Source organism: Micromonospora sp. CPCC 206061 (assembly GCF_036906915.1).
Lineage (GTDB): Bacteria > Actinomycetota > Actinomycetes > Mycobacteriales > Micromonosporaceae > Phytohabitans.
This window is the reverse complement of record NZ_JBAKHX010000104.1, coordinates 1-23,054: the sequence shown is the minus strand read 5'-3', so window position 1 is coordinate 23,054 and position 23,054 is coordinate 1. Positions and strand designations below refer to the sequence as shown.

22 protein-coding genes are annotated in these 23,054 nt (G+C 67.7%); 10 read left to right on the top strand and 12 right to left on the bottom strand.

Going from position 1 to position 23,054, the window contains the following annotated elements:
- Positions 1-241 precede the first annotated feature (241 nt).
- Positions 242-616: a DUF7668 domain-containing protein gene (locus V6V89_RS37235; protein WP_334624364.1), complete on the top strand. Its 375-nt coding sequence runs from the start codon at positions 242-244 to the stop codon at positions 614-616.
- Positions 617-717: 101 nt separating this feature from the next.
- Here V6V89_RS37235 and V6V89_RS37230 read toward each other — a convergent pair whose 3' ends face one another.
- From V6V89_RS37230 to V6V89_RS37220, 3 genes are all read right to left on the bottom strand, one after another.
- On the bottom strand, positions 718-975 hold the full coding sequence (locus V6V89_RS37230; RefSeq protein ID WP_334624363.1) for a hypothetical protein: 258 nt from the start codon (positions 973-975) through the stop codon (positions 718-720).
- A 587-nt stretch (positions 976-1,562) separates the two neighbouring features.
- Complete coding sequence (locus tag V6V89_RS37225; protein WP_334624362.1) at positions 1,563-2,150, bottom strand: hypothetical protein; 588 nt, start codon at positions 2,148-2,150, stop codon at positions 1,563-1,565.
- 500 nt (positions 2,151-2,650) lie between these two features.
- A complete protein-coding gene (locus tag V6V89_RS37220; protein ID WP_334624361.1) occupies positions 2,651-3,142 on the bottom strand; it encodes a DUF6933 domain-containing protein in 492 nt (163 codons plus the stop codon).
- A gap of 139 nt (positions 3,143-3,281) precedes the next feature.
- Here V6V89_RS37220 and V6V89_RS37215 point away from each other — a divergent pair, with 139 nt between their 5' ends.
- From V6V89_RS37215 to V6V89_RS37205, 3 genes are all read left to right on the top strand, one after another.
- Complete coding sequence (locus V6V89_RS37215) at positions 3,282-4,145, top strand: tyrosine-type recombinase/integrase (RefSeq protein ID WP_334624360.1); 864 nt, start codon at positions 3,282-3,284, stop codon at positions 4,143-4,145.
- A gap of 286 nt (positions 4,146-4,431) precedes the next feature.
- Positions 4,432-6,042 carry a LuxR C-terminal-related transcriptional regulator gene (locus tag V6V89_RS37210; protein ID WP_334624359.1) on the top strand — a complete coding sequence of 537 codons (1,611 nt, stop codon included), beginning with the start codon at positions 4,432-4,434 and terminating at the stop codon, positions 6,040-6,042.
- 141 nt (positions 6,043-6,183) lie between these two features.
- A complete protein-coding gene (locus V6V89_RS37205) occupies positions 6,184-7,020 on the top strand; it encodes an alpha/beta fold hydrolase (protein ID WP_334624358.1) in 837 nt (278 codons plus the stop codon).
- 213 nt (positions 7,021-7,233) lie between these two features.
- Here the strand turns inward: V6V89_RS37205 and V6V89_RS37200 are convergent, their stop codons facing one another.
- Both V6V89_RS37200 and V6V89_RS37195 read right to left on the bottom strand, forming a co-directional pair.
- The gene (locus tag V6V89_RS37200) at positions 7,234-7,689 is read right to left on the bottom strand and encodes an NUDIX domain-containing protein (RefSeq protein ID WP_334624357.1); all 456 of its coding nucleotides are present in this window, start codon (positions 7,687-7,689) and stop codon (positions 7,234-7,236) included.
- A 96-nt stretch (positions 7,690-7,785) separates the two neighbouring features.
- Positions 7,786-8,097 carry a DUF7660 family protein gene (locus tag V6V89_RS37195; protein ID WP_334624356.1) on the bottom strand — a complete coding sequence of 104 codons (312 nt, stop codon included), beginning with the start codon at positions 8,095-8,097 and terminating at the stop codon, positions 7,786-7,788.
- A 115-nt stretch (positions 8,098-8,212) separates the two neighbouring features.
- On the opposite strand from V6V89_RS37195, the gene V6V89_RS37190 reads away from it, so the two are divergent.
- Positions 8,213-8,335, top strand: coding sequence for a hypothetical protein (locus V6V89_RS37190; protein ID WP_334624354.1), 123 nt, complete (start codon positions 8,213-8,215; stop codon positions 8,333-8,335).
- A 263-nt stretch (positions 8,336-8,598) separates the two neighbouring features.
- Positions 8,599-8,805: an RNA-binding S4 domain-containing protein gene (locus tag V6V89_RS37185; RefSeq protein WP_334624353.1), complete on the top strand. Its 207-nt coding sequence runs from the start codon at positions 8,599-8,601 to the stop codon at positions 8,803-8,805.
- Between the two features lie 36 nt (positions 8,806-8,841).
- Here V6V89_RS37185 and V6V89_RS37180 read toward each other — a convergent pair whose 3' ends face one another.
- From V6V89_RS37180 to V6V89_RS37160, 5 genes are read right to left on the bottom strand one after another with little or no spacing between them, the layout of a single operon-like run.
- Positions 8,842-9,552 carry a hypothetical protein gene (locus tag V6V89_RS37180; RefSeq protein WP_334624352.1) on the bottom strand — a complete coding sequence of 237 codons (711 nt, stop codon included), beginning with the start codon at positions 9,550-9,552 and terminating at the stop codon, positions 8,842-8,844.
- Positions 9,542-10,342, bottom strand: coding sequence for a ParA family protein (locus V6V89_RS37175; RefSeq protein ID WP_334624351.1), 801 nt, complete (start codon positions 10,340-10,342; stop codon positions 9,542-9,544). The genes V6V89_RS37180 and V6V89_RS37175 overlap by 11 nt, the downstream gene beginning before the upstream one ends.
- 3 nt (positions 10,343-10,345) lie before the next feature.
- Positions 10,346-11,053 (bottom strand): SAF domain-containing protein, encoded by a 708-nt coding sequence (locus tag V6V89_RS37170; RefSeq protein WP_334624350.1) that lies wholly within the window; start codon positions 11,051-11,053, stop codon positions 10,346-10,348.
- Positions 11,050-11,949 carry a hypothetical protein gene (locus V6V89_RS37165; protein ID WP_334624348.1) on the bottom strand — a complete coding sequence of 300 codons (900 nt, stop codon included), beginning with the start codon at positions 11,947-11,949 and terminating at the stop codon, positions 11,050-11,052. Before V6V89_RS37165 ends, V6V89_RS37170 begins: the two co-directional genes overlap by 4 nt.
- Complete coding sequence (locus V6V89_RS37160) at positions 11,943-12,521, bottom strand: hypothetical protein (protein WP_334624347.1); 579 nt, start codon at positions 12,519-12,521, stop codon at positions 11,943-11,945. Before V6V89_RS37160 ends, V6V89_RS37165 begins: the two co-directional genes overlap by 7 nt.
- Before the next feature lie 637 nt (positions 12,522-13,158).
- On the opposite strand from V6V89_RS37160, the gene V6V89_RS37155 reads away from it, so the two are divergent.
- A complete protein-coding gene (locus V6V89_RS37155; RefSeq protein ID WP_334624346.1) occupies positions 13,159-13,467 on the top strand; it encodes a hypothetical protein in 309 nt (102 codons plus the stop codon).
- 216 nt (positions 13,468-13,683) lie between these two features.
- Positions 13,684-14,010: a winged helix-turn-helix transcriptional regulator gene (locus V6V89_RS37150; protein WP_334624345.1), complete on the top strand. Its 327-nt coding sequence runs from the start codon at positions 13,684-13,686 to the stop codon at positions 14,008-14,010.
- A 202-nt stretch (positions 14,011-14,212) separates the two neighbouring features.
- Here the strand turns inward: V6V89_RS37150 and V6V89_RS37145 are convergent, their stop codons facing one another.
- Entirely contained in the window at positions 14,213-17,092 is a 2,880-nt protein-coding gene (locus tag V6V89_RS37145; RefSeq protein WP_334624344.1) for a hypothetical protein, read from the bottom strand.
- A 218-nt stretch (positions 17,093-17,310) separates the two neighbouring features.
- Between V6V89_RS37145 and V6V89_RS37140 the strand changes: the two genes are divergently transcribed.
- On the top strand, positions 17,311-19,743 hold the full coding sequence (locus tag V6V89_RS37140; RefSeq protein ID WP_334624343.1) for a hypothetical protein: 2,433 nt from the start codon (positions 17,311-17,313) through the stop codon (positions 19,741-19,743).
- 466 nt (positions 19,744-20,209) lie between these two features.
- Here V6V89_RS37140 and V6V89_RS37135 read toward each other — a convergent pair whose 3' ends face one another.
- On the bottom strand, positions 20,210-21,325 hold the full coding sequence (locus tag V6V89_RS37135; protein WP_334624342.1) for a restriction endonuclease: 1,116 nt from the start codon (positions 21,323-21,325) through the stop codon (positions 20,210-20,212).
- Positions 21,326-21,514: 189 nt separating this feature from the next.
- Between V6V89_RS37135 and V6V89_RS37130 the strand changes: the two genes are divergently transcribed.
- A complete protein-coding gene (locus V6V89_RS37130) occupies positions 21,515-22,990 on the top strand; it encodes a hypothetical protein (RefSeq protein ID WP_334624341.1) in 1,476 nt (491 codons plus the stop codon).
- Positions 22,991-23,054: the final 64 nt, after the last annotated feature.

Here is a 23,054-nt window from a genome sequence, read left to right as displayed (position 1 = left end):
TCACAGGCGCCACCAAACCGAAACGCGTCAAACGGACACCACGACCTTAAGTCACCGGTATTGAGGCTAGCCTGGCCGGGCTGAGGTCGTAGATCCAATTAAATAAGTAGCCGCGATCCGCTCGTCGCCGAAGGTGACGGCTCGTGCCGCTTGCCGGTGTCCGGTGTGCTGAGAAGTGAGCGTCTAGCGACAGTCTCGCCTGACGACGTTTCCTTGCCTGTTGATCTGCCATCATCGGCGCGTGGTGCCATACGAGGTGCCGATCGGTGAACGGTACCGAGCCGCCATAGAAGCGCTCGTCCGTCAACTTGCCGACGGCAAATTTGAGGAACTGGTCCGCTCCGGCCAGGTGGCCTCGCACGCAGTTAAACCGATCGCGGCACTGATTCGGCGTGGTGGGCAGAACTTGGTTCCTCTGCCGTCCGCTTGGTGGGAAGACGACCGCGCCGTCATGTTCCCGGTACACGAGCCCGATGAATGGTGTGCCGTACTGCCCTTGCAGACTCAAGACGGCGGTCACGGCGCTATTTGGCTCGAGGCGGAGCTGTATCTCGAGGGCAGCGAAGTGCGGGCCGAGGTTGAACAGGTGTTCCTGCCGCCATCGACCACGACGTAACGCGAGCCCACCCATCCCCGCGGCTGAGTTGGACAACCACGCCGAGCGTCCGGATCTGCCGCCGACGGTGTGTTTCGGCCGGCGCCCTGACGCGTCGCGTACTACTTCGGCGTCGCCATCATCGACCTCGCCAGGTTTCGCAGGTCGTCGACCACGGCGGGCCGTTCGTCCCAGCCTGCTTGCTCCCAGCGCTCGAGCAGCGCGAACAATTCCGTCTCTGCACCGTGAAGCGGCCGTGTCTGGGCGATCTGCCCTACCACCGTATTCATGCCGAAGGTTAGGTCGATCACGGACGCTTCGCCGCGCAGGAACGGCGGCAGCAGCTGGGTGATGAGCAAGTGCGGCGTACTGGTGGGCACAACAGCATGATGGTCGGTGCGCCGCCGGGTAGCACTGGCATAACCGGGCGCGGCGCCCTGTCCTGGTTGGGCATCGGTTTGTGTCGATCCCGACACACACCCAAGCCCAACACTCCAGGTCTAGCCCCGTTTTGGGGTGTTGATCCTTGAGGCGACTCGAACTCCAACGCGCTCTCGGAGTTGAAGACTGACGACGCGGGGGATGGGCATGACCTCTAGCGCGAGTTTGAGCGGCCTGACCTGCCATCGTGGAGACGCGCTGGGCTGACGACTGACCTTGGGATCGGGCTCTCCGGTGATCCGATCCGTGCGAGGGCACTGGTGCTGAGCCAGTCCCTGGGTTGGTCGACGAGTTGGCGGAAGTCGCCTGCCTGCTCTGCGACGCAGCGGTCGGGCTGCGGCTGAGAGTGGCCCGCGTACGATCTTTGCGCGGGCGGCGTGGTCGTCCACCGCAAACACGGCCACGTCGTCCTTCGCCCACCAGGAGCCGAGATGAGCCGACCACGGTGCGTTACGGCCTTGCCTACGGGGGTCCTTGATCTGCTCACTCATCTGCCGATGTGAGGGAGTCAGCAGGGCCTTGCGGTTCACGATGAACCGGGGCAGCCAGGCTCAGCCGTCTGGGTGACTAGGACCTTATGGGATACCTCGATGTCATCGTGGAGGGGGAATTCCTGATGGACATAGCTTGCGACATCGAGGGTTCGGCCACCTGTGGTGTGTAGGAGCAGTAGGTAGAACCTCTGGCCGACCTGGTCGAAGCGTCCAAGACCGGTATGTCCATTGTCCCAAAGCGGTATTTTCGTGGTCGGGTTGGGACTGACTCGGGCGATCAGATATGGCTTCTCGGCCCGCTCCTCTTGTGCTGCCAGCCAGTATGCCTCGTCACTCTTCCCCATCGGCGCGATTCCTCGGACTATTGGGCAGAGGCCAGCATTCTCACCATCCTTCGGCGTGACGATCATCGCCGTGATAGCGGTTCCTTCTCGCTGTTCGAGCCCTGACTCCCAAGAGACTATGCTACCGATGACGATGCACACGACTGATGCGATGGCAATGCCATGCCGCCGCAAGTGCCCGTAAAGCCAGAGCAGCACTAGTCCAGAAATCATGATGACCGGACCGAAGAATAGTGCCGCGCCTTCTATATCGGCGAGCGATGTTATCATGCTCATGATCGCCGATACTGCTGCGGCGATCGCGGCGACCCAGGTAGCAATGACGAGAGGATCTCTAGACTTTCCGGCCGCCCCCGAACTATTCCGACCACCCGAGGGTCGCCCAGCCCGTGTTTTGGATCCGGAAGCAGGTTGACTAACAGGTGTGGCGCGATGCTGACTGGTCACATCGTCTCCGAGGGGTAAGAGGCGCAATTGCTCTCGCGTCGGATCCTTGAGTAGTTGAGCATGTTCGGTGCGTCAGGGACCTCTGGCCTGCATTGCGGCGGCATCGTACCAAATCCCTAAAGGCGCGTGTGGCGATTCGCTCTATCCGACAACTCCGCGACCATGCCAAGTAGGAGTCGGTGAGACGCCTCGTCAGATCCGACTCCAGGTCAGTTTCTTGACGCCAAGATCAGCTAACTACATGCCGCGCCGAGTGCGGTCCCCATTCCGAGATCCCTTCCAGGCGCGCGTGGCTGGATGCCGGGCGGGGTGGGGGTGTGTGGTCCTGGTCAGGTGGTGGATTCGAGTAGGGCGGCCAGTTCGCGGTCGGGGCTGACGTTCTTGCGGTACAGCGGGCTGCAGGGCGTTTGGGCGAGCCGGAGGGCGATGTCGAGCAGGGTCTGTCCGGGGTCGTTTGCGCGGTAGATGGTGGCCAGGTAGCTGAACTCGTTCATGATTCCGACGACGCTGCGGTTGGCGGTACCGGCGACCCGGTGTTTGTTCATCTGCAGCCGCTCGCTCTGGACGACGGCATCAGGGGTCCCGTGTGCGGCCATGACAGTGGCGATGTGATCGCTGATCCGGTCGAGCAGGGTAGCTGCGGGCGCGAGCGGGACCAATGCGGGTAGCAGTGTGCGCTCATTGACGAACAACGCGGTCTGCGGCCGCCAGGGCAGGGTGTTGGCGTACCAGGGGCCCAGCAGTGTGGTCGACTCCTCGTCGTGGAGGTTGGCCGGGCCGATCCGGGCCAGGAGCTTCTTGGTCGCGCGGACGATCAACACACGGTCCATCCTGCCGTTGCGCCGCGGGCTATGTGCTGGCGGGCGCAGGGGCGGTTGGTATGCGGGCCGCACCGTCGAGGGCATGACTACCTTCCCATCGCCCCGAGCTGGCCAACCTGTTGTTGCTGATCCTGCCGTTGTGTCGCTCGCGGTCGCCGCATACCTGGCCCGGTATAAGGGCTTGTCCCGCTATCACATCGACGCCGAGCTGCGTCTGTTCCTGACCTGGTGCACCGACCGCGACCTGGACCCGTTCGGCGTGCGACGGGCCGATGTGGAACGGTATGTGCGCTGGTTGCAGGAGGCCCGCCGCTACCGGCCCTCGACGGTGTGCCGCCGGTTGAGCGTGGTCACCGGCTTCTACCGCACCTGCGTCATCGATGGGGTGCTGGAGCATTCGCCGGCCGAGTACGTCCGCCGGCCGACCGGGCCGGCGGAGTCACCCACCCTGGGCTTGTCCCATTTGCAGTTCGAGGCCCTGCTTACCGCGGCCCGCCAGTCCAGCAACCGGTTCGATTTCGCCCTGGTGGTGATGCTCGGCCTGCTCGGTCTGCGGATCTTCGAGGCCACCGCGGCGAACATCGGCGATCTCGGTGACGAGCACGGCCATCGGGTGCTGCGGGTGTGCGGCAAGGGCGGCAAGGTGGTGCTCGTGCCGTTGCCGCCGGCGGTCGGCCGGGCCATCGACCAGGCCGTCGGCAGCCGGTTCGCTGGGCCGATCCTGCTGAATACCCGCGGCCGGCGGATGGATCGGCACGCTGCTACCCGCCGGCTGAAGCACCTCGCGATGGTGTGCGGGATGCGGCTGCCGCCGCTGCACCCGCACATGTTGAGACATACGTACGTGACCACCATGCTCGACGCCGGTGTGAGCCTGCGCGACGTGCAGATCGCTGCCCGGCACGCCGACCCGCGCACCACGATGCGCTACGACCGGGCGCGTAAGAACCTCGACCGCCACCCGAACTATGTCCTGGCGGCCTACATGGCCGCCGGCACCTGACCTCAACCCGAGACAGTGGACGCGCGACTTTGCCGATGACAGCTCGCGACAGGGGCAGCCGCGGTCGCTGATGAGGAATGGCTCGTCGCTGTAGGCGCCGGCTCTCGGTGCACGGCTCTATCCCGCGGCAGGGGCCAGTCTGCCCACAACGCCGAAGGTCACCAGCCCCAGCTATCGCAGGGCCGCCTGGCCGATCATGACCCACGGATCGGGCACGAGAGAGCCTGAATGGGCTGAGGGTCGGGAAAGCGGTGGGTAGCCTGTTGACCGTTGATGGAGGACGCGGGTGGACGAGCACACGCACAGCCTGACCCAGGCGCGGGAGGCCTACGCGGCGCGCGACTGGGCCACCGCCGCGTTGCGCTTCGACGCCGTCCCGACCGAGCAACTCGCCGCGGACGACCTCGCCGACTATGCCGATGCCGTGTGGTGGGTCGGCCGCATCGACGACAACCTGCGGCTCAGCGCCGCGGTCTGCGAGGCGTTCCTGGCTGGCTCCCGACCGGTGGAGGCCGCAGGGGCCGCCCTGGTGCTGGGCGTCTTCTACCTGGCGCGGGGCGACGAGCCGCAGGGCATGGGGTGGATCGGTCGTGCCGGACACCTGCTGGAGGGTGTCCCGGAGTGCCCGGTGCACGGGCTGCTGCTGCATCTGACGGGGGTGGAGCCGAGCCTGCGGGCCGGGCAGCCGGCGGCGGCGGTGGATGCGGCACGCCGGGTGCGGGACCTCGGCCGTCGGCTTGGTCAGCCCGACCTGGTGGCCATTGGCCTCAATGGCGAGGGTCGCGCGTTGATCAGGTCGGGCCATGTGATCGACGGGCTGAGGCTGCTCGACGAGGCGATGATCGCCGTCCTGGACGGCGAGCTCGCTCCGTTCGTGTCCGGCATCCTCTACTGCCACACCATCGCGGCGTGCCACGAGGTCGTCGACCTGCGCCGGATGACTCGGTGGACCGATCTGGCCGAGCGGTGGTTGGCCACATTTCCCGCGGCGGTTGCGTTCGGGGGTCTGTGCGCGGTGCACCGGGCTCAGCTTCACCTCATCCGCGGCAGGTGGGACGAGGCCGAGCGCACAGCGCTGCAGGTCGTGCCGGACCTCGATGCCAACCGGATCGACTATGCCGCCGAGGCGTGGTACGTCGTGGCCGAAGCGCGCCGGCTGCGCGGCGACCCGCGTGCGGCGGGCGCCTACGACGAGGCACACGCCCGTGGGCGCGACCCGCAGCCCGGCCGGGCCCTGCTGCAGCTGCTGGGTGGCGACGCCGCGGGAGCCGCGACGTCCGTACGCACCGCCCTGACAGCCGTGGGCAGCGATTCCCTGCGCAGAGCGCCGTTGTGCGCCGCCGCGGTCGAGATCGCGGTTGCCGCGGGACGACCGGGCGACGCGTCGGCCGCGGCCTCCGAGCTCGCCGCGACCGCAGCGACCTATGCCACCTCCGGGCTGGAGGCGATGGCGGCCGGTACGCGCGGCGCGATGCTGCTGGCCGAAGGCCACGCCGGGCAGGCCCTTCCGGTGCTGCGCGACGCCTGCCGGCGCTGGCACGAGCTCGGCGCGCCCCACGATGTCGCCGCCACCTGCACCCGCCTGGCCGAGGCATACAGGGCACTGGGCGACGAGGCGTCCGCCGCCGCGGAGGACACACGGGCTGAAGAGGCGTACGAGCTGCTGGGCGTCCCCCGGCCGGGTGCGGAGGCGCCCGACGGACTAAGCCGGCGCGAGCGCGAGGTGCTGAGGCTCGTCGCCGAAGGACGCTCTAACCGGGAGATCGGCGAGCGGTTGTTCATCAGCGACCGCACAGTCGGCCGGCACCTGACGAACATCTACAACAAGCTCGGTGTCACCTCCCGCACCCAGGCCGCCCGTTACGCCATCGAGCGCGGGATGACCACGACCCGCTGAGCCGCACGCGACTACGCGGAACCGCGTAGCCGAGCCGCCGCGGGTCGGCTGGTTCCGCCGATGCCCGGGCACCCGGCGCGCTCCTAGCGTCCTTCGAAGACGCGCCGACCACCGGCGCCGAAACGATCGGGAGCAGCCGCCATGAACGAGAAGCGGATCCACCGAGCCGTCTCCGCCGACGGCACCGAACTCGCCGGACGAGTCGTGGGTCAAGGACCGGCAGTGGTGCTGGTCCACGGCGGGATCGGACACGGCGATCTCGCCTGGGAGGCGCTGCTGCCACACCTCACCGACCGGTTCACCTGCTACCTGCCGAGCATCCGCGGCCGCGGCCTGTCCGGCGACCACCCTGACCACACCCCGCCGCGCCTGGTCGAGGACGTCACCGCCTTCGTCGACAGCATCGGCGAGCCGGTGTGCCTCGTGGGCTGGTCGGGCAGCGGGCCGTGGTGTCTGGGCGCCGCGGCGCGGAGCGACACGGTGATTGCCGTCGCCACCTACGAGCCGGTCGTCCCCGGCTCGGGAGAAACCGACATGCCACGGCTCGGCGCCGCGTTGGAGAAGGTCGGCATGGCTGCTGCCGACGGCCGGCTCGTCGACGCGGTGCGCGCCTTCGCCGCCGGGATCTGCACCGACGACGAAGTCGCCGCCCTGGAGCCGACGACCTTCTTCGAGCGCTGGGCGGGCGCCGTCCCGGCTCTACTCAACGACCTCGGGCAGGACCGCGCCTACGAAGGCCCGCGGTCCATCGACCCCAAGGCGCTGGAGCAGGTCAGCGTCCCGGTGCTGGTCCTCCGCGGCGAGCAAACCTTGCTCACTTCCCTGTGGGGCGAGTCGGCAGAGCACATCGCCCGGCATGTACCGGACACACACATCCGCGAGCTGTCGGGCGTCGGCCACTTCGCGCCCGTGCTCGCACCCGAACTCCTCTCAGAGGAGCTGATCGCCTTCATCGAGTCGGTCCACCAGCCGGCCTGACCGGGCTTCACGCTAGACCGGGTGCACCCCGGCCCGGGCCGAAGCCCCCAATCCGGCGTCGTGGGCAGCCAGCGCGCCTATCGGCGTACGCTGCGCACGATCATGCCGCAGACCGATCGCTACGGTGCGTGACGGACGTGCGGCGGCGCTCGGTCGTGCCGATGACCGGATGCAGGGGATACAACCGGACGGAAGTGCCGAGCAGCGATGGATCTACGGGCCGCTCGGCGATGCGGTTGTCCGTGCTTCGTCGCGACGAGGCAGCCGGTCAGGCTCAGGCAGGGAACGAAGCAAGGCCGGCAGGGCGCCAAACACGAGGGGAAGGCCGCCCAGCTCGCTGATCCCGACCCATGCGATGTCGTCATGCTCCTCAGGTGCACGGTTGGTGGGAGAGCCGACCCAGTCTCTGATTTGCCAGACACCCACGTGGACGGCGTCCTCGCCACTGCCGGCATGCAGGTCGCCCAACCGTGACGAGGACTCCGCCACAATGTGAACCCCTAGCTCCTCGTGCATCTCACGCGCGAGGGCCTGTAGTTCCGACTCACCCGCTTCGACGTGCCCCCCGGGCAGATCCCAGAGATCTGGGTATGCCCGGCGGGTCGGGCTGCGGTGTACCAGCAGCACCGCGCCGTTCTCCACGAGTGCGCCGCAGACGACGACATGCATGACGGGATTAGAGCACAGGGATAGGACAAGCTCGCTCTAGCCAGAGGGCACGCGCAGACATCCGGCTCTGCCGCAAAGAGGGTGCCTGCTGTGTTGCTATTCGTAGCCGCTGGCGGCGACCAGGGCCTCGGCGAACAGCCGCCAAGTCGGCTCCTCGGCCTGCGACCAGGCACGGCTTCCCAGTAGCGCGCCGAGGGCTTCGAGGAACCGTGCGAGCGTCGGGTTCTCCCAGGCGTCTGGATGAAGACGAAGATCGTCAGTCATCGCCTCGATGACGCGGATCGCGTCCTCGCGTGTCCGGACGGTCGAGGGATCAACATCGGCGGAACGACCGGTCTCGTACATGCCGACATTCAAGCAGTCGAGGACGCCTACCAATGCCCCCTCATGCGGCCAACCGGGCGTCACGTAGCGTCACTGCCGGCGGATCAAGCAGGCGCCCGATCGTGCCGATGGCGGATGGCTGCCGGGGTATGACGAGGCGACGCAAGACCTGGAAGGCTGCTGCCTGACAATGCATTCGATGGATGGCAACGATGTCGAGCAAGCGGTAGCCGAGATGGTGCAGGCCCTCACACCGTACGAGTCCGCGGACTGGGGACGCCGGGGCCGGCACGCTGGACTGGAGCTGCTAGTCACCCCATGATGTCCTGCGGACGGTCGCGGGCTGCGGTCGCCTGCTGAGCATGCCAGCAGGAACAGTCGGCTCAGCCGTCTGACGTCCTGAGGCTCCATTCCAGACACGCCACCGAGTATCGACCCGGGCCGCAAGGTGCGTCCGACGCCACCTCCGGCGAACGACCGGCGGTCGAAACCTCAACATGGGCCTCGAAAGGAGCATTCACATGGCGTCCGGATCTGCCGCGAGTCGCGTGGGCTGGTCCACCTCACAGGGCCGATGATGCAGCGATGAGAGACGTTCCGATCCGCGACGGCATGATTCGGCTGGGCCAGTTCCTCAAGCTGGCCGGCGTCATGGAATCGGGTGGTGAAGCCAAATCCGCCATCGCCGCGGGCGAGGTTGCGGTCAACGGTGAGGCCGAACTGCGTCGAGGGCGGCAGCTCCACCGCGGTGACGTCGTCGAAATCGGCGGCGAACGCCTTCGGGTGACCTGAGGGCACAGCCACGAACTCGAGACCTTCAGCGCACTCTCATGCCGCGATCCGCTCGTCACCGAAGGTGACGACGGGTGCCGCTCCCCGGCGTCCGGTCGTGCCGATGAGCGCGCATCTGATCTTGACTTGACGTACGCCTCTCTGGCCTCGTCGACTGGTGCCCGTCGATGTATCGAGCGCCAGATGGTCTTCGGCGCTTGTTCCGCGACGAGGGCGACTCGACGCCGGCCGGGCCGTCCGCCGGTTCAGGCGGCAATCCGTTCCCGGCGCCGGGCCGTCCTCGACTCGCCCGTCGGCGTACTCCACCCGGACGCGGTCATGGCCGAGCACCATGACGTTCTCTACGTCCGGGTGGTCGGTGATGGCCTGGAGTCGGCCGAGTCCGAACAGGTAAGCCAGCACGGCGTCCAGCAGCGCCTGCTCCTGGTCGTCCCGGACGGTGTGGCCGGCGACGCGACGCTGATCGACGTACTTGCGCACCACCTTGGCGGCGGTGTCCTCACCGATGGCGCGCCGATCGGCGGCAGTGGCATCGGTGTTGCTGCGGAACTCCGCGGCCAGCAGGTGGGCGGCCTGCTCGTGCAGTTGGCGCACCACAGCGTCGTCCGGGACAGCCGGACGTGCCGGTTCCGACACCCGGGTGCGCGGCAGCGGGGGGAGCGGACGGTGGTGGCCGTTGACCAGCAGGTGTGTCGGCGGATCGGGCAGGTCGGGGCGTGGCTGCCAGCGGGGATAGTCAGTGGACACTGCGCGCCTCCAGACCCTCCCCAACCCGACCGGACGCCCTGCGGGCGGCGCGGCCAGCGTTGACGATTCGCCACACCTGCGGCTCCAGACGGGAGGCTGCGCGCAGCAGGCGACCGCGGTGGCGTTCCCCGCCGTTGCTCAACACCACGGCGGTGCCCGGATCGTCGGGCAGCGCTTCAACCAGCGGCGTGCGCAGCTCGCTGGCTAGCTCCCGGGCTGGGTAGGTGCCGTCTCCGACGGTGACCAGCCCGACCGGGCCGGCGCCGAGGCGTGCGAGCGTGGCCAGCGCCGTGGCGCTCGCCCGAATCGACGGCAATGTGGGGCGCAGCACCAGCAGCACCGCGTCGGCGGCGGCCAGCAGCGGCGTCGGTGGGTGCGCGGCGACCAGGCGCCCGCAGTCGGCGATGACGTCGTAGCCAGCGGTGCCGGTCTCCAGGCTGCGGAACAGGTGGGCGAGTTGTTCCCATCCGGCGACCAGGCCGGCGGCCTGCACGGGGTCGGTCAAGCCGGGCAGGGCCAGGCGGGTCATCGCGGAGCCCTTGCCGGGCGCGAGGTCGACGAGTTGTCCCCACAGATCCTCGCCGAGCCGGCTGCGGTGCATGGACGCGGTTAACTGCGCCAGGCCACGCCCGTCAAGGCGGACCTCGCGCAGATAGCCGGCGGCCAGATCACCACCAGCGGGGTCGCACTCCGCGAGGATGGTGCGCCGCGTCCACGTCAGGGTGCAGGCAAGGGCGGTGACGGTGGCCCCCGGTGAACCCTTAGCGGAGCACAGTGCGATCAGCGCCATCGGTCAGTCCCGGGTGGTGACGACGAGGGCGATGCGGCCGGCAGCGGCCATCGCGGCCACGGTAGGCCCGTCGGACTGGGGCACGGCGACGTCGACGCGGACGTTGCCGGTGGTGTCCGGCCCGGCCGCGCCGGCGACGGTGGCGTTGATGCTCACCGGGCGGGTTGATGTGGTGGTCTGCGGGTCGGGCACCCCAGTGAGGCCCGCCGCTGGCACCACGACCAACACGACTGGGTCGCCGGGTGTGAGCGTGCGGACCGGCACCTGCGCGGGCTTGAGTTCGATGCCGACCACCTGCTGGCCGGGTGCGGGGATGGCAAGGTCAGTGAGTTGCTTGGCGGTCAGGAGCGTTCCGGGGTAGAGGTCGGCGGCGGCATGCTTACCGATGACCTGGTCGCGTTGGCTGGCCGGGATGGGCTGAAGGCCGGCGGCTGGGTTGACCTCCACCTCGGTGAGGTCGTCCGGTCCGATCACCGTGCCGTACGGCACGTCCCGGGTTACGGCGAGGTAGGGGCGGGTAATCCCAGCGGTGACCACCAGCAGGTAGGCCAACACGGCGCAGACGACCACGAGGATCACGCCGAGGGCCACCATGCCCCAGCGGCGACGGCGGGGCAGCCGCCCGACCGGTGTGGGGGCCGGGGCAGGTAGGCCAGACCCGGGCAACGCGGCGCGGGTGGGGCCCGTCCGATTAATGGCTGCCTGCGTCATTTCTTCACCACCTGGATCTCACCGATTTGGACGGTTGTCTGGGACTGGCTGGTCGGGGTCAGCACGCCCGTCTGCCCGCCGCCGGACCAGTCGACCCGCCAGTGGGTGGTGGCTGCGACCGTGTAGCGCCCGTTTGGGTTGGTGGTGGTGATGCTGGGTCGCAGGTACTTGTAGCCGCAGGCGGCCGACTCGGCCAGGCCGTGCTTCGCCTCGTACGGGGTGCCGGGGTTGTTGCATGTCACCGAATGGCCGTCGCCCATATCCCAGACGATGGTGTGGGCCTTCGCCTCGATCGACACCGTGATCGCACCAGCCGACTCGCTGGCCCGCTGCGGTCCCCAGGTGCCAGGCGTGACCGCGGTCCACAGCCAAACCGGCAGGCCCACCGCGCCCTTGCCGTTGGGCTTTGGTGCCACCCCGATCTGCGCACCGCGCAACTTCAGCTTGGCTAGCGCCCGCTCGGCGAGTTCCTCCGGGGTGGGCGCGATCGCCCCGTCGTCCATCCACTGGTAGACCTGGGTCACCTCGCCCGAGCCCGGCGCGGTGTAGCAGTACCGGACGCCCCACTTGCCCTTGGCCGGATCCTTTCCCGGCGGCGGCTCGGCGTCTTTCGGCTGCGGGACGAGGGCCTTCCAGTAGCAGCCGCCGCCGACGTAGTAGCCGTAATCCGGGTCAGAGCAAGGGATTGATTGCCCACCCCAAGTGCAGCCGCCGCCACCGCCGCCACCGTTGTCGGGGTCGCCGGGACCACCGGGGTCGGTGTCTTCGATCTGGCACAGCGGGTCCGTTGTCTTGTCGCACTCAGCCGGCGGGTCGGCACGGCCAGCATCTGGCGTTAGGAGGATCAGCCCGGCCGCCAAGACCATCGCTGCAAGAGCCCGCCGACGGGTCAGCACGAGTGGCTCCCCTCCTTCGTCGCATTGACCAGCCATTGACCGGTCTCGTACAGCCACACAGTGACGACGGCAGGGGCCTTGGTCTTGCTGATCGAGAAGCCGGGGATCGGCGACTGGTTGGACTTGTAGACCACCTTCATCTCGCTGAAGTCCAGGCAGGAGTAGATAGTGATGGTCGGTGGCTTGGCGGAAAGGTTCACCTCGCTGCGAACGACGCTGGCCTTCTGCGCGCCGACCTGCACGGCGCCGATGTCCTTGAGCTTCCGGATGTTCCGCCGGGACTGGCCCAGCAGTGGGTCGGCGACGTAGCGAGCAAGGTTGGGGTCGTCCGGGTCAGCGGCCTGCGATGCCAGCGCATACGTCTGGATGTAGCCGTCGTACGCCGCGATGGCTTGCTGCTGCGCCGAGGCGATGCTCGGTTCCACGCTGGACGTCTGACTGCTCGACGCCGGTGCGGGGTCCGGCGCCGGTGAGCCCGCCTCATCGTCGGTGCACGCCGCGAAGACGGACGCGAACGCCAGCAGCACAAGGACACCCGCCAAACGCCGCCGACGCGTCACACGTACGTTCATGCCAACCTCCTGGAGCTGACGGTCGATGCGACGCCGTGTGGCGGTTGCCCGAGACACCCAGCGCGCCGCCTACGTCCCGAGGATGCGCCGCCAGCCACCCATACATCGACCCTCATGTCCGGCGTGTCACCGTCGATCCGCTTGGCCGTTGCGGAGGCCGCCGCCGGACACGTCATCGCGAGGAGCCCATAGATCCACTCCGCCGCCGGGCATGACTCCCGGCGTCGCGGTGAGTTGGAAGGCCGCCGAGTGAACGAACGCCGCACGCGGCCAGTCGCAAGGTTGGTTGCGGAATGCCGCGCTCCGACGGCAGCGTTCACATGGCCGCGAGCACGCCAACTGCACGCAGTCGGCCGGGCCGTCCTCCCCCGTGTGACCACCGCGTTCCTCCGTACCGCGTGCTGATCCGACAACCCGGTCTACCTCATGAGCGGCCGGTTCCACCAGCTCCGCAAGGTACGCACCACAAGATGCGTATCGATAGATGCGGACCCTGCGGTGCGAGGATCAGACGCTCTCAAACGCGCCTCTTGCTGATTTCTGGCTCCGGGTTCACACTGACCCGTACACGCGGCAACCGCGAAGATCAACCGTCGTGTTTGCTTTGCCTTCCCACGAGGGCCTGGGGGAACCGAAAATGACGGCATCATCGAAAATCGGTGATCTTAGCCCGGCCGTCAATCTCATCATGCAGCCGCTGGCCCTGGAGTCTCTTCAGGCAATCGACGAGGGCAAAGCCCTTGAGGACGCCCTCCCGGCAGACACAGATGCCATAGCCCTAAACGCCGCGGTGCAGCGGCTTGTGGCCATCGGTGCGGTCGTGCCCTCACCAGCCGGGCCGTTTGGACGTCATGCGTTGACCGAGCGCGGCGCCCACCTAGTTAAGCTCCTCGACGAACTCGACGCGCTCGTACCCGTTCCCGACAGGATCAAGGCGACACGGTAGCCCGGTCACATGGGTCCACACCGGATGAGTCGGGCAGGCAACCGCCTGCGGCGCGGGCATTTGCGGCATAGCGCGTAGATCCGCCGAGATCGTCGCATGTAAATCCGTTAGGACCTTGACACCCGTCCGCATACTCTGTGAAGTGGATCTGCAAATTGCACGATGCCCGCGCCAAACGGGACAAAGCGGGGGGACACGGGGAACTTGGGGGTGTGGGTGAACATCGACCATTTGCGGCGACTCTCCGAGATCCTCGGCCACAAATGGGATCTTGTCATCCTCGCTCACCTCGCTGAACGTCCCCTGCGCTACACGGAACTATCCAGTCGGGTGCGCGAGATCGATAGCGACTTGACTGAAGGCGTGCTGAACAAGAACCTGAAACGGCTGGCCGCCGACGGCCTTATCCAACGGGAGCGGACGAACGGCCACCACGTGTGGAACCTTACGAGGCGCGGCCGGTACATCGTGGCGACGCTGGCGAAGATCCGCGACTTCGATGATGAGGCACCACCTGACGGCCCAGAGCCCGACGACAACTGACCAGCCGGCGCGGCGCTCAGCAGTGGGCCGCGTCGCACGCGCGCTGTGTGTACTCGCGATAACTCCGCCGCTGCGGTGGGCGGTCATCGCACACGCTGTTTAATCCTGCTACGGCGGTTCTCGCGGTGGCCAACGGGGTGGAGGGCGGCGGCCGCGTCGCCCACCGGCTCGGGCTGCTCGCCGAGCGTTCGTAGCCGTCCAGTCAGGACGGCGGCGGCGCGGGGCAGTCGGACGGCGTCTGCTTGCTGTAGAGCCGACCGCAGAAGCGTACGACATTCTGCTGACCGTTTTCGTCGACCGTCACGAGTAGCACGGGCCGATCGAGCGCGTGATGACCGTCCGCCGCACCGTGCAGCTTGAGCAGCCCACTCGCGCCGTCGACCGGCGCGAGCTTCTCGAGGGCGGCCAGGACGCCCCCACGTTCCACCACGGTCGGCCGGTCCGCGAAGGACAGGCGCTGACCGTCGAATGCCAGCTGTGCCGCACGCACGATAGTTTCAGCGGCGTCCTTGCCGAGCGCCGCGTACTCCCGCGATGGCCGCTGGTCGGACGCTGCCCTTTCGATCCCATGCCGCGCGAGCAGGGGATCGAGGTCGTCGTAGAAGTTCGACCTGAACTGCGACGGCACGCGTGACCAGCTGCTGGGCGAGGCAAGCGGCGTGTAGTAGAGACGTAGGCCATTGCTACGCCCGAGCCGCTCGCCGTGGTCATTTACGTACTGGGTCACCGCGTCACCCGCCATCACCGTGATGTCATCGCATCCTGACCTCTCAAGGGAGTCGATGAAGGCGCCGAACTGTGTGGATCTGCCCGCGTAGTAAATGATGTCCGGAGGCACGGCGGAACAGACCTGCGGGATCTTCGTGTCGAGGCTTGAGGCGCCTTCGAACTCGACTCTCTGCGCGCCCGCCCCGAACGCCGTGGCGAAGCGTTCCCCGAGGTCCCGGCTGTAGAGATCACTGCTCGTGGTGTCCATGAAGACCGCGGCCGTCCGCGCTGGACGAGGCGTTCCGCTACCCAACCCCTGCCGCGCCCAGTACGCGGCCGCCGTCGCCAGCTCGCTGTTGGGCGGCGAGAGCGCGAAGAAGGAGGGTATGTACTGCCTGCCGACGCGGCCGAGGCCATCGTAGGTCGCCGACGTGCTGATCGTCGGAAGAGCCTTGGTGCCAAGCCGCTCGACGGCCTTCTGTACCTCCTCGCGGCTCTCGCCCAATCCGATCACGCCGACCACCCTTTCGTCCCGGTCGGCGAGGTCCAGGACGTCGCGGGCGACGTCGTCGGCGTACTGGTATCCGGCGCCGGCATTCGCCGGGAGGATGCGGACCTGCAGTTTTGTGCCGTCGTTGCCGTTTTCGACGAGTTGGTGCTGTGCGACGGCCATTCCGGCGAGCTCCCCGTGGACGTCCGCGAGCAGATCGTCCGCGCCTGCCGGTGCGTTCCTCGGGAGGCTGAGGGCACCGATGTAGACCACCGTTACGTACGGACGACCGGACGCCACGATGTCGGCGTTCGTGTCGTGGATCGCGCCGAGGATCGCCTTGAGCCGCGGATGGTAGGCGAAGCCGCCGTCGCTGACTCCCACGCATTCCCCTGTGGGCGTTCGGCGTATCCCGTCCGCGCAGTTTCGGGTGGTGGTCAGGTAGACGTAGACCAACGACGAGACGACCAGGGCCGTCACGACGATGAACGGCAAGAAGGGACGGGCCAGCAGCGGCGGGCGGATGCCCGGCGGCGCGGTGGTTGCAAGCTTCTCGAGAATGCTGGCGTCCTCGCTGGCAACCTCGATCTCCAAGCAGCGCCGGGAGGACCAGGAGCGGTCCTTGGCCAGGTTCGCCTGCCAGCCCTGCCAGATGGTCTCGGCACCGTCCGGACGGGCCGACAGCCGGACGGCGGCTCGGACCTCGCGCTGGCGCCCGGACGAGCCGTCGCTCCTTCCTGTCCCGACGACGAGGAGCGGATCGGAGAGGCAGGTGTCGGATCGGACCTCTTCGATCCGTCGCACGAGCCGGCAGTTCTCGCTACTTACCTGGAGGACGGGATAGACGACTCGGGCCCACGCCACGCGACGCCAGGGAAATGTCCACAGTCGGCGCTCGTAGCCCTGCCTGAGGTCCTCCAGGAAGGCATTGACCAGGAGTAGCTCGATCTCTTTGGCCGCGTCCCTCGCCTCCTTCTTGGCACGCTGCTTGGTGCGGTCGTCAGCGACCGGATCGTCTCTGTCCGCATTCGCCGGCGTGCTCTCCGCTCGCCGCCGAACCTCCAGCACCTCCGTGGCGAAGTCCCTGAAGCGGCGGACCCGGTTCCGGCGGTGTTCGGGCAATGCGAAAGGCTGACGCCGGAACCAGCGGTAGCGGCGCCAGCCAGCCCAGGTGCGTGACAGGAGAAGGACGTGCACCACGCCGGCGGCGACGAGAGAGAGGACCGCGACAAGTCCGATCAGCGTGGCCAGCCGAGTGGCCCACGCGACGCTGAGGAAGGCCGCCGCCGCGGCCCATGCGGGAAGCGGCCCTTCCGCGTAGGCGCGTACGTTTGCCCAAAAGCTTTGCAGGTCCTGACCTTCGTACAGACGACTGCGACGTTGCTTGATAGCCCTTTCGGCGACCTGATGCGTGCTCGTGTTCTCCGGAATCGGCAGTTCGAGCAGCCATAGCACGTGCGTGAGCAGTGGAAAGCGCAGGCGCGCCTCGCCGCGCGGCGCGACCGCGGTCAGCGCTAGCGCGCACTCGCGCAGATGACGAGATAGCGACCCGTAGGGCGCGCCGCACTTATCGGACGGCCGCTGACCGTCACGGCATTCCGCGGAGTCCGGGACGCGGGCGTACGGCGTTCCCGCACATCGAGACTCCAGTGCCTGGGCGGCAGCCACGGTCGCGTCGTCCGGGCCGTCGATCAGCAGGATCGGCAGGGGCCTGTCCCCTTGGCGCCAGCCGGGGCGAGCTCGCATCTCGTCGAAGACGCGTAGGAAGTCGCGTATCCCTTCGTGTCTACGTCGATAGTTGTCCGGGCTGTCACCCGTAGCGTCCGGCTCAACGGATATCGATTGCTCTGGGGATTGAGCATGGAGGGTCGGCACCTCGGTCAAGAAATTCTCCATGTTTGTGTTGCGAGCAATTTTCGGAATGCAAAGGCGACCCGCTTCTCGGCAGAGGTCGTCCGCATGGATCAAGGCTGGGCACCCTGTACTGGCCGTTGCCAGCCCTTTTGTTATAGCGCGCTGGGCGGGCTATTGTCCGGGGCGGTGAACAAACCTCGAACAATCTTCCAACAAGTCTTCCTCGACCTGGGGGAAGTGGGAGCGCCGTGAGTACGGATCGCGACGAGGCGATTGCGGATACCTCGCTGAAGGCGTTCTCGACCAAACTCCGACATCTGTACGATCAGGCTGGTGCGCCGACCCAGCAAACCCTCGCCACGCGGGCGCGGTGTTCGCGCACTGTCGTTTGGCAAGCGCTCAATGGCAAGCGCCTGCCCTCGTGGGATATCACCGAGCGGATCGTTGTCGAGTTGGGCGGCGACGCGACCGAGTGGCGGAGCCGATGGGCCGCCGCCAGGCGGCACCGCGATACCGCGGACGAGTCCACCGACCCCGGCGTGGCACCCGAGCCGGCGGTACCGCCCGCGGCGACCACCTCGCCTCGGCCTCGGCGACACTATGACGGTCATGACGCACGACAGTTGCTGGCAGCGGCTGATGCGTTGGCCGACGCCCTACGGCTGGAGTGGGACCGAGTAGCACACCACCGTCGTCTGCTGCTGCCGGCGCCGATCCCGCTGCGCTGGCAAAACTCGGAGCAGCCGGTCACCGGACCGCTGCGAGAGACCCTCGCGTGCACACCCGTTGGCCACCTCTTCGCGCCTTTGCCAGGGATCCCGCCCGTTACCGCCGAGACCGTGCGGTCCGGTGACCTGGAGGAGGTCTTCACGGTCTACGGCGGGCTCCGATCCGGGCGGATGCTGATCCTCGGTGAACCGGGCAGTGGCAAGTCCGCCACCGCCCTGCTGACCATGATCACCGCGTTGCGCCATCGTCGCGACCTGGACGATGCCGAGCGGGGCGAGGTGCCCGTTCCCGTGCTGCTGACCGCGCGCAGCTGGGATCCCCGCCGCCAGCACATCGATGACTGGCTGGCGGAAAGCCTGGCTCGCGACTTCCCCTTTCTGCTCACCACGCAGTACGGGCCCAACGCGCCCCGTCGCCTCGTCCGGGCCGGCCGGATCGCGCTGTTTCTCGACGGATTCGACGAGATGGTGCCCGAACTGCGCGCCGTTGCCCTGGAAGCGCTCAACCGCCAGGCAACCTTTCGCCTGGTCATGATGGCCCGTACCGACGAATTGGTTGCCGCGGTGGGTGCCTGCCACCTCTACGGGGCCGTCGCGCTGGAACTGTTGCCGATTCCTGTCTACGACGCCGCCAGCTACCTCACGCGTTGTGCCCTCGACTCCGCTGCGGCGCCACAGCAACAGCTGATCGAACGTCTCCAGGAGAAACCAGAGAGCGCATTCGCGCAGGCGCTTGACTCGCCGCTCAACCTGACGCTCGTCCGCGACGCCTTTCCAGCGCCATCCGAGATTGACGAACTACTAGATGAGAGGCGGTTCGGTTCTCGCGCCGAGATCGATCGTTACTTATTGGACCGGGTCGTCCGGGTCGAGTACGAGCCACCGCCGATAGGGCGTCCGGGGCCTTACCGGTTGGAAGTCGCCAGGGCGTGCCTGGAGTTCCTCGCGAGCACGATGAATGAACGCCGCACGCGGGACCTGGCCTGGTGGCGCATGCATCACTGGGCCTCTCCGTTTCCTCGGATCCTCGCCGCGGGGGGTCTTGGCCTCGTGATCAACGCGCTGGTGGGAGTGCTCGTTTTCGGGCCCCTCGGCGAGTACACGGTGAGAGGCACGACCGGCGCCAGGTTCGGATTGGTATACGGGGCCGCGATGGGCCTCACCTTCGGCCTCTTTGCCGGACTCGTCTCGGAGCTTCGAGACGCCACCGCCCCCTGGGCTGCTCGTATCGGTCGCGGTACCGCGTTCGCGGCAAGACCCAACCTGGCCATCGCGTCGCTGGTCGGGCTCTCGACCGGCATCGCCGTCGCCAATCAGACCTTCTACATCCTCGGACCGCCGGTGGGGATCGCGGTCGGCCTTGCCTCCGCGCGTGCCGCGAGAAGGGTCTTGCCCAGGCGAAACATCCTGTTGCGGGTCGATCCAACCACGGTGCTCGCGGCTGGTCTCCCGATCGGCCTCTCATACGGGGTGACCAAGGGGCTGATGGCCGGCTTGGTCGCTGGCCTGGTCAGCGGCTGTGGCTTCGGTCTCATGGTCGGGTTCGCGCGTCCTTCCGACGAGACAGACCTCGCCGTCGCTCCGGAAACCTCGTGGCGGCGCGACCGCGGCCGCAGCCTGACCTTCGCTCTCGCCGCCGGCCTGACCTTCGGGATACCGCTCGGCCTCGGCAACGGCTTTGCGCACGGGCTCGTGCCCGGAATCCTGGCCGGGATCGGCTTCGGAGGCACGATCGCGTGTGGCGGCCTGGTTGGTGCCTCTAACTGGTGGCGCACTAATCTGGCCTTCCTGCAACTACGCCGAAATCCCACCGCCGCCCCGCTCAGCATGCGCTTTCTCCAGGACGCGCACGCGCGCGAAATTCTCCGGAGCGTCGGCCCGGTGTACCAGTTTCGGCACGCCCGCCTGCAAGACCGGCTCGCAGACTCCCGTCGACCCCGGCGCGCCGACTGAAATCACCGGGCCGCCGGGCCAGGCGGTGCGTGCGTGCCCTGGAGTGCGGTCCGGCGCCCCGGTCGCCCGGCCGCACCTGCTCGACCTACTGGCCGCGCGGTCCAGCCCGCGCCCGACGGTCCTGTCCTCCGCGGTCATACGTGTCCACTATGCACAAGCCGCGATAAGTATCGGTGCTTCCTTGGATCGGACACGTTGACGGCATGGACGCGACCCAGCGCTGAGGTCGGCAGGAACAGCTGGCCGCCGCCCTGCGCCGGCACCGTGCTCACGGACGGCAGGCCCCCGCGGCGGATACCGCCCTATGTGCTGGATCCGCTCCGCCTGCGGCACAGAACCAGCACCGGCCGGACGTCGGCACGGGCCGCACGTGCCGTCCGGGCCCGGACTGGGCGTGCGGGTCGCGAGCTCGGCGGCGTGCCCGGTCCACGGCACGAGCGGCTGACGCCGCGCGGGATCCAAGTCCTCAGTCGGCGTCGTCGAAGTACCGCGGCTTCCGGTCCCACACGTGGTAGAACTGGCCGTCATCGCCCGCGTACCCGTCGCCGACGCGGCGGGCGGTGAACGACCGACCGGCTTCGAGCACCGCGCCCGCGAGGTCGGGCGTCTCGGTGCCCCGCAACGGGTCGGTGGGCATCCGTTCGTAGAGCGCATCGAGCGGAATCAGCCGAGCAGCCAAGCGGGTTTCGGCGACGACAGCCGCCCATGCCGAATTGATCATTCGGACCCCCGCGACGCGACGACGATCTTCGCGTTGCCGAGGCTCCACGATGCCGCCTGCTGCCGGAGCCAGGCAGCCTCGGGCGGAAGCTCGCGGCACCATTCGGCGAGCTTCTGCAGGTCGGCAAGTTCGAGCGGGATGGCGGTGGGATGGGCGCGGGTCCACCTCTCGACGCCGGGAAGGAAGCGGCTGGAGGTGACGAAGATGCTCCGGTCGGCGCCTTCGCCGAAAGCTGCGCCCAGGATGCCCTGAACTAGGTTCAGCGCGACCTTCTTTCTTCTGCCGCTTCGCTTGCACGACGGTCAGCTGCTGCCCGTAGACAGGATGGGCGGTGAGGCGGATGTCGACGCCGTCGTCGTTGCGCCCCTTGCCGAGTTCGGTGGTGTAGCCCTGGGCCGTGAACACCGAGGCGCACAGCTGCTCAAACCCGCGCCAGTGGAGATCGCTGAAGTGCTCGGGGTGACGACCGAAATGCTCGAAGACCGTGCGGTATATCGTCGTGTAGTCGGGCTCCACGAGGTACGCGTGCCACTCGAACGCCTGCAAGGTGGCGAGTTGGTTGTGCAGTTCGAGGCTCAACGGCATGTGGTCGGGCACGCTTAGCTCGTGCACGCCGGCGGAGTCCGTCTCGAAGTACAGGCCGAGCGAGTCGAGCCACTCCCAGAAGCCGCCCTCGTTCTCCAGGAAGACCATGTCTTCCAGCTGTTTGTCGCTGTTACGCATGATCGCGACGACCGGCCAGCCGCGTGGCGGCAGGCTGTAGTGATCCTGGTAGGTCGTGAAGTCGAGTTCGCTGAGGTGGTCGGCCCAGCCGTGCTCAGCCAGCCAGTTGCGCGCGAGGTCCCCGATGGTGCGGGCCAAGGCGTGCTGACCGCCAGCGTTCAGGACGGCGAGCAGCTGGGTCGGGAGGGGCGCTACCTCAGCCATGGAGGGACCTTACCGATCGGTCCGGGATGTGTGGATCGCCTTCGCGTAGGCGCTCATTGCCCGCAGTTCGCTCGGGCGGCGCGCCCCCTCGGCGGCTCCGGGTACACCTGACATCTTGGAACGATGGCAAAAGACGACCAGGGCTTGTTGCGCCCGGACCTTTGGGAGCTGCTCTTGCCGGCTATCAAGGCGGCCCGGCAGGCCGGACGCGACTTCGCAGCGGGCAACGCGTACGTCCCGCGCCAGCCGCTCGTCGCGTATCGGCAGAACGACGCCGGCTGGCCCCAGGTCACCAAGGACACCCTCGGAATGGGCACCAAGAGCGACCTGATCGACTGGTCGGAACTGTTCGACGTCAACGAGAACCGCTTTACGCGGATCCTGGTGGGCAAGGTTCCCCCTCTCGCCGATGCGGTGCGGGAGATCAGCCGCAGGGCGATGGGGGATCCCGACCTGCTGCGCGGTGTGAGCATCCTGGCCCCGCGGATGGCGGACCACGATGAAGCCGAGGTGCGGGGACAGGCCGAGTTCGAGATCGCCAGGCGCCTTGTCGGCGTCATCCTCAACCGCGCCGACGCCTTGGGCGCTGAGACGGACGACGAGCTGCGCGCCATCTACCAGCAGCTGGAACGCGCCCGATTCGCCAAGGAACTGTCCGGCGACATCGTCGTGCCCCTGGTCGCGGTGGCGTTCGTGAGCCACGATCCGGTGCATATCGACGGCAACGTCTGGATCGAACGCCTTACCGAGGCCGACCACCGGGTACGCGCCTTGAACTGGCTCCAGCAGGACGAGTTGTCGCCGTGGGTGGCCGCCGGCGCAACCCACGCCGTCGTGGTGCGTGGTGTCACCTTCCCCAACACGCTCCGCGACTTGAACGAGCAGATCCCGTTCACGCTCTTCGAGGATGAGGTGCGCAACACGACTGAGGCTGTCCACATCGTCACCGAGAAGGCGACTGGCTACGCGCAGGTGCTCGTCCGGCCCGACGGCTGGGCCGCCAACTGGATGCAAGACCTCCCGCCGCTGTGGGCGGCGTGGAGGGGACGCGCCTATCCCGACGTCCTCAGCGGCCGGCAGTGGGCCAACGAGATGACCCCCATCGACGCTGCTCAGATCGCGGACATTGCCCGGATCGCGAAGTCGCTGAAGGCTGCCCCGAAGAACGTCCAGATGGCGGCGCGACGCTTGCGCCGAACCACGTTCCGGGACAGCGCGGAGGACCAGGTGCTCGACGTGGCCATCGGGATTGAGGCGCTCGTCGGCAAGGAGGTCGATGCGCTGACCCACCGAATGGCGCAACGGGCCGCCATCGCGCTGGCGCGCCGGATTCCGGCCGCGGCCACATACAACCTGTTGAAGCAGTTCTACAGCATCCGGTCCGCGATCGCGCACGGGTCGGAGCCGAAGTCCTGGACCGTCAAGGTCGGCGACGACAAGCTCAACGGGGTGCAGATCGGTTTGTTCCTGCTCCGTGAGCTGCTCCAAAACCGGCTACTGGGCGACGACCCGTGGGATGCCGGTTCCCTCGACGAGCGGATGCTGGAGTCGTTCGGGCGGCCCGCAGACGATGATGAAGGCAATGAGCAGGAAGCGTAGGCCCGGGTTCCGCAGTTCGTAGTCACACGTGTGCTGGAGTTTAGGGGTTGAGCTGGGCAAACGC